Raw genomic sequence first — 15,720 nt, 5'->3', positions numbered from 1 at the left:
TAGAGCGCCTGTGAGTTGACGCTTAATGACATTGCTGTTACTATACATATAGGGTGTATCGTTTTTAATTGAATTAATGGAGTAGAAACGTGCCAGCCTCTCAGATGTGGCGGGAAATGTTAGGTCATATTGTTAAGGATACTCAGGAAAAACAACGTATAGCCAATGGATTGGGCGTGAGCCCCATTACTTTGACACGCTGGATTACTGGTGAATCTAAACCTCGACCCCAAAAATTACGTTTATTGTTGCATATGTTCCCTGAATATCGACAATCGTTTCTGAAACTGTGGTCTGATGAGTTTGGGACAAATTTTGTGGCTGTCGTGACTGATGATCCTGTTTCTGACGAGATTCCTCCTTCTTTCTACGCACAAGTGATTCAATCACATACTTCAGCACCAAAAGTTCAGCATTTTAACAAAATCTGTGATCTTGTGCTCAGGCAAATTATGCAGCAATTAGATCCCAATCAGACCGGGATGAATGCGATGATTGCCCAATGTACGCCACCTGCGCCAGGTAATCCTGTACGTAGCCTTTATTTAGATATGAGGCGAGGGACGTATCCTTCATGGAATGAAGTAGCGCTCCCGATGCTTTTTTTTGGCCATGGGTCGTTGGCGGGGCACGTGGTTTCCTCGGGACATTCTTTTGTGATTCGTAACTATGCGCAGCGGAATAAATTATTTCCCTACTGGCAGGATCGCCATTACGAGAGCATGATCGCTTATCCGATCCATCTTGCTGATGCGGTAGCTGGTTGCTTGATGATTGTGGCGACCCTCCCCGATTACTTTCAATTGGAGGCACGGCAACGGCTGGTACAACATTATACCGAATTAATTACCATTGCCTTTGCACATAAAATTTTTTATCCGCGAGAACAGATAAAGCTTGGTTGTCTGCCTGATCTGTCCTTTCAGCGTGAATATCTCGCGTCGTACCGAGAGAGAATGCTGACTACCACGGCGCAACTTCCCGGGTATGGAACGGACGTCGAACGTTTGCTTTTGCAGCAGCTAGAGCAAGAGTTGTTGCAAGCGTTTCGATAGATTGCCTGCTTGAGAAAACCTATCACGTTGGCGTTATAACGGCTCTGACACCTCTTGACCACGTACCAGGGAAGCATTATACTACCAATGAGTTTTTAGCGGTTTGTTTAGTCCCTCTGCATTGTCCTTCTCGCGCGAGTTTAGAGAAAGGAAAAACGTGAAGCGCATCATACGCTGGCAGTTTTGGGTATTGCTAGGCATTACCTGTTTAAGCTTTGGTTTGCGTCTCTACGGCTTGAATTGGGACAGTGGAAATAGCTTTCATCCAGATGAACGACAGATTCTCTTTCATGTCACGGCCATTGCCTGGCCAACCAGTTTTACACAGTTCCTCAATCCAGTCACTTCTCCATTGAACCCGAAGTTTTTTGCCTATGGATCATTTCCTATTTATCTATTGGCCCTGGTTGGTCACCTTCTCGGTTACAATCTTACTGATGCTACTAATTTTGTGCCTCTGACATTAGTCGGCCGGGTAATATCAGCCTTGTTCGACAGCGGTACGGTGATACTGACTGGATATCTGGCGCTTATCCTGGCCCGCAAAACGAGCCAATTACAGGCCTATGCGTGGAATATGGCGCTGTTAGCAGCAGCGTTTATGACCTTTTCTCCTCTTGATCTGCAACTGTCGCATTTTTATACGGTAGATACGCTTCTCAACTTTTTTGTGCTACTTACTGTCCTGGCATGTGTTGTTATGATTGATACAGAACGCCTTGCTGGTTGGTCTGCTCTGGCTGGCATAGCATATGGATTGGCGATGGCCACAAAGTTTAGTGCGGCACCTTTAGCTATCGTCTTAGTGGTGGCAACGGGGCTGCGCTGGTATCAACGACGAGATCTTTTATCTGCGGCAGTTTCATTGCTGTGGGCGGCTGTCCTTGTCATCATAATCTTCTTTGTGACGCAGCCATACGCCTTGCTCGATATGTCTAATTTTATCCAGCAAGTGACAGATCAGAGTAGTTTGGTACGTGGTTCATTAGATCTCCCTTATATACGTCAGTTTTTCGGCACGCTTCCCGTACTGTATCAAGGTAAGAATATTGTGCTGTGGGGATTAGGGGTGACGCTGGGAGTGGCCTCTATCCTTGGGATTTTCTGGCTCTGCTGGTTGCTATGGAATGATATTTTTAGTCCCTGGTTGGTTGTATTTTCCTGGGTAGCGGTGTATGGTGCAATTATCTGTACTCTCTTTGTGAAATATATGCGCTATATGCTGCCCCTCTATCCTTTTCTAGCGCTGATGGCGGCGGCATTTTTAATCGTCATGGTGCAGAAAATTGGCTGGCTGGATGAGCATTATCTAGAACGTCTTCATTGGATTAAACCATTCCTGCAAGCTGCTTTGATTATTGTAGTGTTAGGTGGCACAATTTTTCAAGGTCTGGCACTGTTGAACGTCTATAGCGAACCGAACACACGTATTCAGGCGTCTGAGTGGATCTATCAACATTTACCAGCTGGGAATGTCCTGACGTATGAGCAATGGGATGACGCTTTGCCTGTGGTTATCGCGGGTCGCTCTCCTGGTATGTATGTTCAGGAGTCTTATATTGAGGGGGGGCAGACTGTTACTGGTCTAGATCTCTATGGCGATGATACGCAAGCCAAAGCACAACTCCTGTCCTCCATCTTGCCCCGGGTAAATGCTATTACAATGCCCACTGATCGTCTGGATAAGTCTATCCCTAAAAATCCTGAACGTTATCCCTTGACAACGCGCTATTATCAATTGTTATTTAGTGGTCAACTGGGTTTTCATCTTGCTGCAACGTTTGCCAATCATCCTCATCTGTTTGGCATTACACTCGATGATAGTGATGCAGATGAAAGCTATTCCGTTTTTGATCACCCCACTGCACGGATTTTTGTACGCGATTCCCCTTATCCTTACACTTCTCAGCAACTCCAGGCGAAACTTCTTTCTGGTGTTCACTTGCCCTGATACCATTGTTACGTTGACCCCTTTTACGTGACATATTCCCTGCTTCATCAGGGAATATGTCATTTTTAGTGCTGATGGATTATCTTAGTGGATAAAAACATTATGTTTGTTCGTAGGTGTATTATATATTTGAATAAGGTGTTAGTGAATCAGTAGTGTAGTGGATGGGACTAAACGAGATTCCTGATCTTTGTGGACTGTCTGCTAATTGTTGCGATGTAAGCGAGTTTTTATGATTGAACTGTTGCAAATGTGGGCGTTGGCTGAAGGATTAGGTGTGCTCTGTCTCCCTCTGACCTTTACGATTTTTCGCAATCTTCCCGATCGTGGATGGGCTTTTAGTAAAGCTCTCGGGGTGATTGTTCTGGTCTTTCCTGTGTGGATACTCTTAATGAGCCTGCACTTTTTATCCTATAGTCGGCCTTTTGTCCTTGGTATTGTCTTTGTTCTGGCTGTGGGCAGTAGCTTAGCTTTTCTCAAGATGCATAGCGAGATTATAAGTCTGGCTCGTCGTCACCTTGCTTATATTGCTATGACTGAGGTTGTCTTTTTGGGGATGATGCTGCTCCTTGGTGGCTTGCGTTCGTTCAGGCCGGATATCCATAATTTTGAGATGTTTATGGATGAGGGTTTTGTCTCCAGTATTATGCGCAGCACTCATTTTCCTCCAAAGGATATGTGGTATGCAGGTTATAGTATTAACTATTACTACTATGCTCACTATACGATTGCCACACTGGCGAAAGTACTGGGGCAGACTTCAGCGGTTGCTTTTAATACCGGCATTAGTTTTTTTTATGGTTTGACTGCACTCAATCTGTTCGGCGTCGCGTGTAATATTGTTGCCTGGGCACGTCATCATCAACAAAAATTGCTTGGTGGCGAGACAGATCATCATTCATTGCCGTCGTTGTTGGCTGCTGTCCCTTACGGATTTATATGCGTGCTGATGGCTCTTGTGCTGGGAAATTTGGCTGCGACCCAACAATGGTGGGCTGAACATGGAGAAATTGGTTATCGCTTTAACTGGTTTATTCCTTCGCGAGTTATTGATAACACTATCAATGAATTTCCGGCCTTTAGCTTTATGCTTTCCTGTTTCCATGCCCATGTTTTGACGTTGGCGTTTACGATCTTATGCATTGGTGTTGCCTTTAACTGGTTTTTGGAGCCATCTGGTAAAGGGCTAGAGCTTTTTGGGACTGGCTGGCAGAAATACCTCAATCTCTGTGTGACTGCAATCATCATTGGTGGCCTGTTTGTCATGAATGGATGGGATTATCCTACCTATATGGGACTTGTTGTCATCTGTATTTTGTTGCAACAGGGACTGTCTCATCAACCTGTTTTTCGCTTAGCTCTGCTCATTGATTGCCTGAAGATCGTGGGATGCCTGCTTCCTTTGTCGCTTATTTTCTATCTACCGTTTTATTTATATTTCATCTCTCCCTCTGAAGGAATTGGTCTTGCGTCGCTCCCCAATCATTCCTCTTTGGAAAGCGAACTGTTGATTTATGGACTTTTTATTTTCGTTTTTCTCTCCTTGCTGATCAGCAGCGTCCTGAAACAATCGCCATTCTATCATCGTTTCGGTCTTCCGAGATTTCAATCGGCCCTGTCATATGAGGATGTTGCGGATGACGTGCCTGACGAAAAATCCTTTCTGGAGCCTCTACTTGAGAGAGGAGTGCAAAATGAAAATGTTGGGTATGAGTATGAGAACAAGAGCGTAGTTGCCGCGGCCGTCCAGGTATGCGTTGTGGAGAAAGTAGCGGCGCCAGCGGTTATCAAACTGCGTCGAAGGCAGTTACTGTTGTTACTTCTCGTTGCTTCTGGTGTTGGCATCTTCTTAATAGGATGCCTGACTGTGCTGACCTTTCTACCCGCTTATACAACTTGTCTGGCTGGATTCTCTCTGGCTCTCGTTGGCATTGTACTGCTGTTTTACCATATTGAGAATCGAGCACATGCTTTCACATTATTGCTGGGAGTGGCAGCATTCACAATCATTGCGGGCTGTGAAATCTTCTTTTTAAAGGATGTTTTTTCGGGTGGTGGTTCTCAGCGTATGAATACCATCTTTAAATTTTATTTCCAGTCCTGGGCGTTACTCTCAATCTGTGCAAGTGCTGGTTTGTTTTTCATTTTTGAGGGATTCCGTTCTCTACACATGCTTTCCGGGCTTAAGCGTTGGCTTGCACGTGGGTTGATTGGTGGCTGGGGAGGTGTCTTGCTAATACTTGTCCTGGCCAGTATGGTCTTTCCGCTCTTATCTCCTGCAACGCGTTACGAACGTATTGATAGTGCCCATCCTCATCCCTACCTTCTAAATACGCATACGTTGGATGGTATGGCATATCTGGCATCATGTAATGTGCCCGATTGTGATTATGACACATCAGGAGATTATACTGCTATTCGTTGGTTGAATGAGCATATCTCAGGTGATCCTGTGATTGTTGAGGCCAATGGCGACGATTATCACTACAATGGACGTGTTTCTGTCTTTACTGGATTGCCTACGATTATCAATTGGCCCGGGCATGAGTTACAATGGCGGGTTAATTGGATCAATAATCAGAATAATCCGGCTAATCAGCAAGATTTTAATAATCGCGGCCCGGATATTAACACCATTTATACAAGTACCCAGCCTGCTACTGTATTGAGTACTCTGGCTCGTTATCATGCTCAGTATGTCTATGTTGGCGCACTCGAACGGATTAAATATCCCAATGTGGATTTGACGCGTTTTCGCGCTTTCATGCAAATTATCTACAATCAGCATGGAGTAGTGATTTATAGGATGAATGATTAGAGGTTGTGGCGGGCAAAGAGATTGATTGTGTGCTCTTATACATCCGGTGGATAGCACTCTCGATGAGAGTGAAGTGTTTGGAGGGAATGGAGATAAATGAAGCAAAAACAAAATATTAGGCACGTTGCTGATATAAGTCGTACTGAAGTTGCTGAGATAAATCATACCGAAATCGCCAATGAAAGTGAGTGGATACCCTCAAAAAAAAGATTTGTGCCTACACGAGAGCAAATTCAGCGCTGGCTTCCTTTTATCGCTATCATAGTTTTCGGGGCCATCTTGCGCTTTTGGGGGTTGGGTGACAAACCATTGCATCATGATGAGAGTTTGCATGCTTATTTTTCTTTGCAATTGATGCATCAAATGGAGAATTGGCAGAGTTGTTTTGAGCAGAGAACAGCATGTTATCATTATGATCCTCTCATGCATGGTCCGTTTCAATTTCATGCTATCGCACTTGTCTACAAAATCAGCCAGTTGTTGGGGGCACCAGATCACGGAGTAAATACAACTTCATTGCGAATCGCGGCGGCGACGCTTGGATCTGCTATGGTGGGCTTGCCATACTTTTTGCAGGATTATTTAGGTGGCAGGCGTAATGCCCTGGTCGCCTGTCTCTTGCTTGCGATCTCACCGAGTTTGCTCTATTATTCACGCTTTGCACGCGAAGATATCTATATGGCTTTCTTTACGATGCTACTTGTAGCGGCAGTTGGACGCTATGTACGTAGTCGTAGTGCTCGCTGGTGTATCGTGGCGGTTGTCGCTTTTGTGCTTTCCTATGCGACAAAAGAAGCAACCTTTTTAAGCATGGCAGTATTCGGAAGTTTTCTTGGAGCAATCATTGCCTGGGAAATGGGAGTCAGATTGCCATTGCGAGAGCGCTTCCGCTCCAAATCATTGCTGAAGCGCATCGCTCCGAAAACGGCTGCTCCATTGGGAATAGTCGTGCTCATTTTGATCTGTGCGCCGCTGGGAATGTGGTTCTTTGGCTGGATGAAAGAGACGGCCGCTTATATTACTATCAATACCTCATCCTCGGATGCGGTGGTCAAAAATCTGAAGCTCCAGACTTTGACGCTCTTACCATGGCTTGGTATGCTTGTAGGACTGTGTGCGCTGCTTTGTTGGAGGCGTGAACACTTGAGAAAGTCTTCTCCCTTAAAACAATCTCGTTTGGCGTCTCGTATCGATCCGATCAGACAACCGATTTTGACGACGATCGTGACTATGCCCTGGATACATTGGTTTAGTGCTTTCGTGATTGGAGCATGTATTTTTGTGCTCTTATTTTCTGTCCTCTTTACAAACTTGAGCATGGGAATTAGTGATGGCATCTGGCAGGGACTTTATTACTGGTTGCAGCAACAGCAGGTCGCTCGTGGTGGACAACCGTGGTATTACTACCTACTGCTTTTACCGCTTTATGAGCAGATCGGTCTGATCTTTAGTATCGTAGGTATCGTAAAATCGGTGCTGCACCCAACGCGTTTTCGTCTCTTTCTCGTCTATTGGTTTGTAGGAACGCTGGCGATCTATTCGTGGGCGGGCGAGAAGATGCCCTGGCTGGTGATTCATATCGCTATGCCGATGTTGCTACTGGCTGCGATGGGATTAGAACCTGTGACTGAAGTTATGATCACATTGGTGAAAAAGATCCAAAGAGATGTGAAAAATGGTGAGAATAGGATACAATCAGTAGAAAGTCAGAAACCGAAACTTGGTGCAATCTTTGGAGCCATTGTTGCGTTGTTCCTATTAATCCTAACTTTGCAAAATATGTTTCAACTCACGTACGTACATTATGCTGATGGGCCGCATGAGATGATGATCTATGTACAGTCCACGATGGATGTGGCGACTGTGATGGATAAAATTGACCTGCTTGATCAAAAAATCTATCATGGAAAACATTTGCTCAAGATTGGAGTAGTGGCAGATGCATCCTGGCCTTTCTACTGGTACTTGCGCGATTACACCAATGTCTGTTATGGTTTCCCTACAGGCTGTGCCAATGCGAACCCTGAAGTAATTGTTACAGGAGGGGATAAATCACAGGATCAGGCTGTTACAAGTACGAGTACGAGGGACGCATCCGACTATCGATATCATCAATATGCCCTGCGTAGCTGGTGGGATGAGGGTTATAAGCCAGCCCCATGTATTGTCAGCACCACAACATCCTGTCAAGGTCAACCGACCTGGGGAGGCGTTGGTCCGCTACGCTGGTTGAGTTACGGGGATGCCCCTGCCATCGATGCTCAATTTGATCCTGGCTTGGCCGTCAGAAATGTTTGGGATTGGTGGTGGTTACGAAGACCCTTTGGTAGCACAGCGGGTGCCACTGGTATGGGGCTGTTTATTCGCAGTGATTTGGGGGTAAACCCATAGGGAGAGAGACGCTTTGAAGAGCTATGAAGACAAACCAAAAGACGAGATGATCGCTCCTGATGGTCTGGTTTCTGAGGGACATGATACCGATGGTGGTAATAGTGATGCTATTACCACCATTGATCATGTTTCGGAGCCTGCTGAGACGGTGGCAGGCGGCGATGGCATCAGTACAGTAAACGAGACCTCAGTGGATGATCAGGAGTCTGTAGCGGAGGCTGAGGCACGTGAGGATGAGGTTGATACTTCTTCGGAGGAGGATGAGGCGGATGAGGGCTATCAACGTCGCCAGTTCTGGCCACCAACGCGCGATCAGCTTTGGACAGGCATCGCGTTTGGGGCTGTTATTTTGCTGGGGGCGATCTTACGCTTTTGGGGCCTGGGCGATAAGCCTTTGCACCATGATGAAAGCCTACATGCATATTTTTCGATGGTTCTACTCCATGATAATGTCGATAACTGGTTGTATTGCGCGAAGACCGCTGCTGCATCCTGTTATCGTTATGACCCATTGACCCATGGGCCGTTTCAGTTTCATGCGATTGCATTGGTCTATCAGATTAGCGCCTGGCTGGGTGCACCCGATCATGGCATTAATCCAACAACTGTGCGTATCGCTGCCGCGACCCTGGGCACAGTCATTGTCGGCCTGCCCTTTTTGCTACGCTATCATATTGGAAAAATAGGTGCCTGGCTGGCATGTTTCTTGCTTGCGGTTTCACCAAGCCTCGTTTATTATTCGCGCTTTGCACGTGAAGATATCTACATGGCTTGCTTTACGCTGATGCTGGTAGTAGCTACCGCTCGCTATCTACGTAGCCGCAACCCCTGGTGGCTCCTGATGGCAGCCTTATCCCTGACCCTTTCCTATGCGACGAAAGAAGCTACCTTTTTGACGATTGGTGTGTATGGAAGCTTCCTGGGCGCCATCATTGTTTGGGAACTGGGTGTACGCAAACAGCTTCTGTTCCCTGAAAAGGCCTCCTCGTTATGGAAAAGATATGCGCCAAAGACAGCTGCCCCCTGGGCCGTATTGGTCTATTTCATTATTATTGGTATCATTGCCAAGCTTGTTTTAGGTGAAGTCAGTATGCTTTCGGTTTTTATGGGGAAAAGTGCTGCCAATAGAGCTATCTCTGATCAGTATGTGGCGCACTTGAAAACCGTGACGGAATCTATTTTGCCCTGGCTAGGTATCGTGTTAGCGGCTGTTGTCTTTATACTATTATTGCGTGAACAAAGAGTGTCTGATACGCAGGGACGACGAGGGCTTGCTCGCTTTGTTGATCCCAAGAAGCAGAGCCTCATCGATACGATCGTGACGATGCCCTGGACGCACTGGTTTTTTGCTATCGTTTGTAGTTGGTTCGTGTTTATGGTGCTTTTTACCGTCCTCTTTACGAATGTTCCCGCTGGTCTTGGTGATGGCATCTGGCAGGGTATATACTATTGGACGCAGCAACAGCAGTTCGCTCGTGGTGGACAACCCTGGTACTATTACTTCATTTTGATTCCTCTCTATGAACAGATCGGTCTGGTCTTCGGCCTTGCTGGAGTCGTACGCTGTCTATTGCGTCCAACGCGTCTACGCCTCTTCCTGGTCTTCTGGTTTGTGGGAAATGTGTTTATTTATACCTGGGCGGGCGAGAAAATGCCCTGGTTGACGATTCACATGACCATGCCCATGATGATTTTGGCTGCTATTGCTCTTGAACCTGCGGTGACGACTGTTTTCCATGCAATTAAATCACGTTGGGGGCAAGCGGATGTTGCTATTGCCGCTCCTGAAGGCTCGCTTGCTGTTGCTGCTTCGGCCTCTGATGGATACGTAGCAAATGCTTCACCAGCCATTTCTTCTTTGGTCGAGGATGACACCGTATCTTTGCCTGAGAGCGAAGCGGCAACAACTCCTACTTCTGAGAATGAGGCTGTGGTAGCATCCTCATCTGAAAGCGAAGCCGCCACAAATTCAACCTCTGAGGATGAGATAGCATCCTCAGCGTTGCCTGACGAGGAGGAGATTGACGTTGAGGATGACATTGCCTACCCACAGCATAACGCGTCCTCGCCTGTGCTGGTCGCGCCTCCACGCCGTCGTAGATATGCGCTTGGTGGCTCAATCGCGACGGTTGTGCTGGCCGTCATCTTGCTTATCCCAACCTTACAGAATATGTTTCAGCTCTCGTTTGTGCACGCAGCTGATGCTCCACATGAGATGATGATCTATGTGCAGACAACGACTGATGTGGACACTGTAATGAGTAAGATTGATTTATTAGACCAGAAGTTATATGGCGGGAGTCATCAGTTGCCTATTGGCATCTCTGATGATGCGACCTGGCCATTTGCCTGGTACGTGCGCGACTATACCAATGTCTGCTTCAACTATCCTGATGGGTGCTCGATTACGATGAAAAATAATATTTCCGTCGTGATCGCAAGTGGAGAGGCGATGTCTTCTTTACAATATCAGTATAGTGAAACCTACCTGTTCCACCAGTACCATTTGCGTACACAGTGGGATCAGGGATATATGCCGCCTCCGTGCCAGCGTTCCGCGACCAATAGCTGTCTCCCTGCACAACAATATGTAGGAGTTGGACCCTGGCTCTGGCTTAGCTATGGCGATAATCCACCACCAGGAGCAACTTTCAATCTTGGCAAAGCGGCGAGTAACATCTGGCAGTGGTTATGGTATCGTAAAGCTTTCGGAAGTACTGACGGAACTTATGATATGGGCTTGTTTATTAAAAGTGATGTCATCACAAAAACAGGGGTAAAGCCGTAAGGCTTTATCCTGTTCTTAATGTCCCTGGTGAGCCTCTGGTTGCGTTTCAAAGGACCCAAACGATCCATTGTACGTCACAAGAGGCTTACCATCGGCTTGCCGTCCCATATGATGTACGCGTCCAAGTACGATCAACTGGTTACCCGCAGGATAGAGAGCTACGCTACTACATTCTATCCAGGCCAGACCTCCAGGCAAAATAGGAACCCCCGACGTCCCCTGACTATACTCGGTTGTCTGGAAACGCACTCCGCCCTTTCGTGAGAAGATTGTACTGATGTTTTTTTGTTTTTCTGAGAGGATATTGACGCAAAATGTGCTGGCGGCTTCAATCAAAGGCCAGATAGTGGCAGTATCTCCAGCACAGAAGCTGATCAGTGCTGGCTCGGCTGAGACAGAACAAAATGAATGTGTGGTGAAGCCTATTGGCTGTCCATGATAATTGGCGGTAATGACGACCACTCCAGCGGCAAAATATCCCATAATGTTGTGATAATGTGAAGCGTCAATCTCGTGCATCATGAAATTGGGCATAATCGGCTGATGGACCTCTATAGAAGTTGGATATTCAAAGGTAGTCATGTGAAAATTCCCCGCGTCTCTTTATCTGAGGAGCAGCCAGCACCACTCCAAAATTATAATGTTGATCAAGATTGTCATATATGCACATTACCACAGTTCCTTAATTCTTTCAAGTTATAATTTGTATGAAATAAATTTATGTATTGAGATACCATTGTATTGTCCACATGTTGGTGCAAATAAACAGGAGCGTCCTCCTTCTTCTGTAGTGTATAGAAAAAGGAGGACGCTCCTGAACGGATTCTAGCAGAGAGGTTATTCTTTAATTACCTGAGCGAGACGTTTTACGCCCTCTGTGATTTGTTCGGCTGTTAATGCACAGAAGGGTAAACGAACAAAACGCTGACCTTGTTCGGTCTCTGCATTTCCGGTGATTGAATCGGCAAAGAAATCTTGCCCATTAGTCAAAATGAGTCCTGCCTGTTTTCCACGCTCAAGCAAGCTTGTCGCGTTGTAGCGTGTTGGAAGGGTGATGCTGACAAAAAAACCACCCTCTGGTTCGGCAAAGGGAACATCTGGGAGATAGGTTTTGATGGCCTGTACAATTGCTTGCAGGCGAGGGCTATATAATTGCTTCAAGCTATTCAGGTTTGAGTCGAAGAAGCCGCGCTTATGGAACTCAACAATAGCAGCCTGCGTTGGTAGCACGGGGGCTAAAATAGTCTCCTCGGCAAGTTTTGTCAGTTGTTTCACCAGATCGAGCGGACCGACCAGATAACCTACACGTAGCGCCGGACTGATCAATTTACTGTATGAACTGACTGTAATCACGCGCTCAGATTTTAAATCTCTGAGCAACGGCAGTGACTCTCCAGAATAACGCAGTGTCCGATATGGGACATCTTCAACCAGCCAGAAGTTATATTGCTCGGCCAGATCAACGAGTGCCTGTCGTTTTTCCGTTGAAGTAGTAACGCCCGCCGGATTTTGAAAATCAGGAATTACGTACATAAATACAGGTTTATAGGTGACCAGCGCTTTTTCCAGGGCAGCCAGATCGATGCCATCTGAGCTTAGCGGTATGCCAATAACTTTTGCACCCCGGCGTCTGAAGGTCTTGATGGCACGATCATAGCTGGGTTGTTCGACGAAGACGACATCGCCGGGCTTCACCAGCAAGCCCGCAAAAATATCCTGTAAGTGGAGCGAGCCATTCCCGATGAGAACCTGATCGGTTGAAACCTCATATTGTTGACTGATCAACTGACGTAATGGTAAATATCCACCATTATGCCCATATTGCAGAATTGCCTTTGCATCAGGACCCTCTAAAACTGCCTGCATACATTCACTGAGTAATTGGTTTGGCAGAGCCTCTACGGCGGGTACACCGCGTGTAAAAAGGATCTGCTCACTACTAACCTGGCTTGGCATAATGTTTCTCTCCTTGTGCTAATCGCGTTAGCATAGATGATTTCTTTTATGGGTGCAGGCGATAAGATAGATAGATTGTAGAAAGTATCACCTGCACTCCTGTTTTGATTTATGCGTGGATGAGTACGATCTTCCCCTGTGGATCTCCCGATTCCAGGATGCGATGTCCCTCAGCTGCTTGCTCAATAGGCAGTGTCTGCGCTATGAGAGGAGTCACTTTTTTCTCTGCTACTAACTTCAGAAACTTTTCTTCATTGGCGACGCTTGTGTGGAGCATTCCACCACCGATCACTTGAACGCGTTTCAGGCGCCATGCTTGCGTATCGACGGTGGCCTCTTTTCCTCCTAGATTGCCAATGAGGATGATTCTGCCATCGGTTGTGGCTGCATCCAGACTTGTCTGTAAGCTAGAACTGATAAGCTCAAGCACCAGATGGGCTCCCCCCTGCTCTTGTAGGAGTTTGCCAACATCCTGCTTGCGGTGATTAATGACCAGATCGGCACCCAATTTTTTGAGATTTTCGACGCGCTCATCTGTACTGGCTGTCGTTGCCACCCATGCTCCGGCCTGCTTGGCTAGCTGAATGCCAATAGATCCTACCCCACTGGACCCTGCCCAGATGAGGACACGTTCGCCTGCCTTTATGTGTCCAAGGTCAAATAAGCCTCCCCATGCCGTTGAGGCTGCCAGACCGGTGGCCACGGCATCTTCAAAGCGGACACCTTCCGGTATATGCGCCAGGTTCTCGGCTGATACTGCAATTTTACTAGCGTAGCCACCGCCACCTCTGGCTTGAGCTGCATGTGTAGTTAATACATGGTCGCCTTCGTGAAAACCATTGCTATCCTGCAAAACGACTCCCGCAGCTTCCAGTCCAGGCGTGAACGGTAGCTGGTTGATTGGACGACTTCCGCTCCGCTGATAAAGGTCCAGACGATTTATTGATGTCGCTTTCACTGCTATCAACACCTCATTCGCACTGGGAGTGGGATCAGCAACTTCCTGGACGTTTAAGACGTCGGGTTCGCCATAGCGAGAAAATTGAACTGCCTTCATAATATGGAATCCTCCTTCTTGGTATCTAATATCCGCATCGATGTTACCTACCCTGGCTTTATTGTATGCCTATCATCCATGTATTGCCAAACTTGAACGGCGTAGCGCAAATTCTGATGAGCATATATGTGTGTACATTCTAGCCTGTCTGACTGATCGATGGAGTAATGTAGAAGCAAAAGGGCCAGCAGAGGCGGCTTTGAGGAAAACAAGCTCATTGCATCCAGGGCTATTTAGTACTCAGGCGGCAGGTAACTGATCGACATTTTGGTGGAGCCATGCGTTGAAGGCTGCGACAGTTTTGAAGCTTGCGTAAGGTTGAGCAGATTCCAGGAGATAAATCGTGGCTGTTTCTGCCCATTCGGCGGCTAAAGGAAGCACGCCTGCTTGCGCGGATTGTTCCACATCTGAGGCTGAATCACCTATGTATGCGGCATCGTGAGCATCCATCTGCCAGGCTTTTAAAATCGTATGCATGGCGGTCGCTTTGACAACGGCATCTTCCTTGCCTGCTTCTACATATTCAAAGTAGTCTGTCAGCCCCAGATATTTGAGTGTCAGACGAGCTGTATGCTCACCTTTTCCCGTTACTACCGCCAATCTGACTCCTCTTGCTTTGAGCAATTTCAGGTTATCTTCGATACCCGGAAATGGATCACGGCACTCATCATGCTGTTGCTCGTAGGCCTGGTGATAAAATGCCAGCCCTTCTTGCCAGTGCTCGGGAATAACTTGTTGGCAGATGCCTGCCTCGGTAAGGCCAAAGTGGCTGGTAACCTCGTCTTCGGTATAATCGCGACCTGTAAAGTGTTTGAATGTTTGTTGATACACCTTGATACAAAGTGGCAGAGTGTTTGCCAGAGTACCATCCAGATCGAATAGAAATCCTTTGAGTATCATTATTTCTCCAAAAGTAAAAGATGATTATTTTTCTATCATATCATATGGACCTTTATACTAGAATTTTCTGCATAGTATTTGTGTGCTAAGGGCCTCACGCCACTCATTTTAATTTTAACATAGCCTGAGAGTGGTCTGCGAAATGAAAGCGATTTTTAAGCGTGGCAGACCTTATTTAATCTCTCGTTTCGCTTGCAATTAGAACAAATGTTTTATATAATAATGGGAGAACAGAAAGAATAATTTTGTAGCGAGGGTTTGTAGTTTTCTCAATTATCAGTGATAGATTGCAGGGGAGCCATGAGACTTATTTCTCCACACACATACATTTCTGTTCTGGTTAAAGATCAAGATGAAGCTCTCAAGTTTTACACTGAGACACTGGGACTTGAGACGCGTAAAGATATCACTTTTGGACCAGGATTACGTTTATTGACAGTTGCTCCAGCGGGACAACAGAAACCAGTGCTCGTTCTGGCTACTCCCGACGTTTCTCTCTATGGAGAGGCATATGTGCATCAATTAGTAGAACATTTTGAACAGAGGTTGGCATCTATCTTTGTAACGAGTGATTGCCAGAAAACCTATGCTTCCCTTATGGAGCGTGGAGTTATTTTTGTGCATGCTCCGAGACCACAGATCTATGGAGTTGAAGCTGTTTTTCGTGATCCTGATGGAAATGTCTTCTCCTTGCTTGAAACGACCGTCAGTGCACGTGTACTGCTTAAAAATATCTTTGTGGGAACCGCGGCCTAGCGTAGAAGCTGATCAGAGGACCGGAGAGACCCGTGCTTGGCTAGCAAA

General features: G+C 46.5%; 10 protein-coding genes. 6 read left to right on the top strand and 4 right to left on the bottom strand.

The genetic code is table 11. From position 1 onward, the window contains the following. Positions 1-89 precede the first annotated feature (89 nt). The 5 genes from AC27N8_RS17740 (at position 90) to AC27N8_RS17720 (ending at position 11,003) form a co-directional block, all read left to right on the top strand. Positions 90-1,055 (top strand): GAF domain-containing protein, encoded by a 966-nt coding sequence (locus tag AC27N8_RS17740; protein WP_487068724.1) that lies wholly within the window; start codon positions 90-92, stop codon positions 1,053-1,055. A 157-nt stretch (positions 1,056-1,212) separates the two neighbouring features. Next, positions 1,213-3,006 (top strand): glycosyltransferase family 39 protein, encoded by a 1,794-nt coding sequence (locus tag AC27N8_RS17735; RefSeq protein WP_487068723.1) that lies wholly within the window; start codon positions 1,213-1,215, stop codon positions 3,004-3,006. Between the two features lie 232 nt (positions 3,007-3,238). Then, the gene (locus tag AC27N8_RS17730; protein ID WP_487068722.1) at positions 3,239-5,824 is read left to right on the top strand and encodes a DUF2298 domain-containing protein; all 2,586 of its coding nucleotides are present in this window, start codon (positions 3,239-3,241) and stop codon (positions 5,822-5,824) included. Positions 5,825-5,920: 96 nt separating this feature from the next. Then, complete coding sequence (locus tag AC27N8_RS17725) at positions 5,921-8,215, top strand: flippase activity-associated protein Agl23 (RefSeq protein WP_487068721.1); 2,295 nt, start codon at positions 5,921-5,923, stop codon at positions 8,213-8,215. 13 nt (positions 8,216-8,228) lie between these two features. Next, positions 8,229-11,003 carry a flippase activity-associated protein Agl23 gene (locus AC27N8_RS17720; protein ID WP_487068720.1) on the top strand — a complete coding sequence of 925 codons (2,775 nt, stop codon included), beginning with the start codon at positions 8,229-8,231 and terminating at the stop codon, positions 11,001-11,003. Between the two features lie 15 nt (positions 11,004-11,018). On the opposite strand, the gene AC27N8_RS17715 is transcribed toward AC27N8_RS17720, so the two are convergent. The 4 genes from AC27N8_RS17715 to AC27N8_RS17700 form a co-directional block, all read right to left on the bottom strand. Further along, positions 11,019-11,585: a flavin reductase family protein gene (locus AC27N8_RS17715; protein WP_487068719.1), complete on the bottom strand. Its 567-nt coding sequence runs from the start codon at positions 11,583-11,585 to the stop codon at positions 11,019-11,021. 255 nt (positions 11,586-11,840) lie between these two features. Next, on the bottom strand, positions 11,841-12,959 hold the full coding sequence (locus AC27N8_RS17710) for an aminotransferase-like domain-containing protein (RefSeq protein ID WP_487068718.1): 1,119 nt from the start codon (positions 12,957-12,959) through the stop codon (positions 11,841-11,843). A 109-nt stretch (positions 12,960-13,068) separates the two neighbouring features. Then, positions 13,069-14,016 carry a quinone oxidoreductase family protein gene (locus AC27N8_RS17705; protein WP_487068717.1) on the bottom strand — a complete coding sequence of 316 codons (948 nt, stop codon included), beginning with the start codon at positions 14,014-14,016 and terminating at the stop codon, positions 13,069-13,071. A gap of 240 nt (positions 14,017-14,256) precedes the next feature. Then, the gene (locus AC27N8_RS17700; protein ID WP_487068716.1) at positions 14,257-14,916 is read right to left on the bottom strand and encodes an HAD family hydrolase; all 660 of its coding nucleotides are present in this window, start codon (positions 14,914-14,916) and stop codon (positions 14,257-14,259) included. Between the two features lie 300 nt (positions 14,917-15,216). Between AC27N8_RS17700 and AC27N8_RS17695 the strand changes: the two genes are divergently transcribed. Next, a complete protein-coding gene (locus tag AC27N8_RS17695) occupies positions 15,217-15,672 on the top strand; it encodes a VOC family protein (RefSeq protein WP_487068715.1) in 456 nt (151 codons plus the stop codon). The last annotated feature ends 48 nt before the right edge of the window (positions 15,673-15,720 follow it).

The sequence above is a fragment of the Dictyobacter sp. Z7_2 genome (assembly GCF_057551105.1).
Note: the sequence above shows the minus strand (reverse complement) of the source record. Positions and strands in the feature narration are given on the sequence as shown.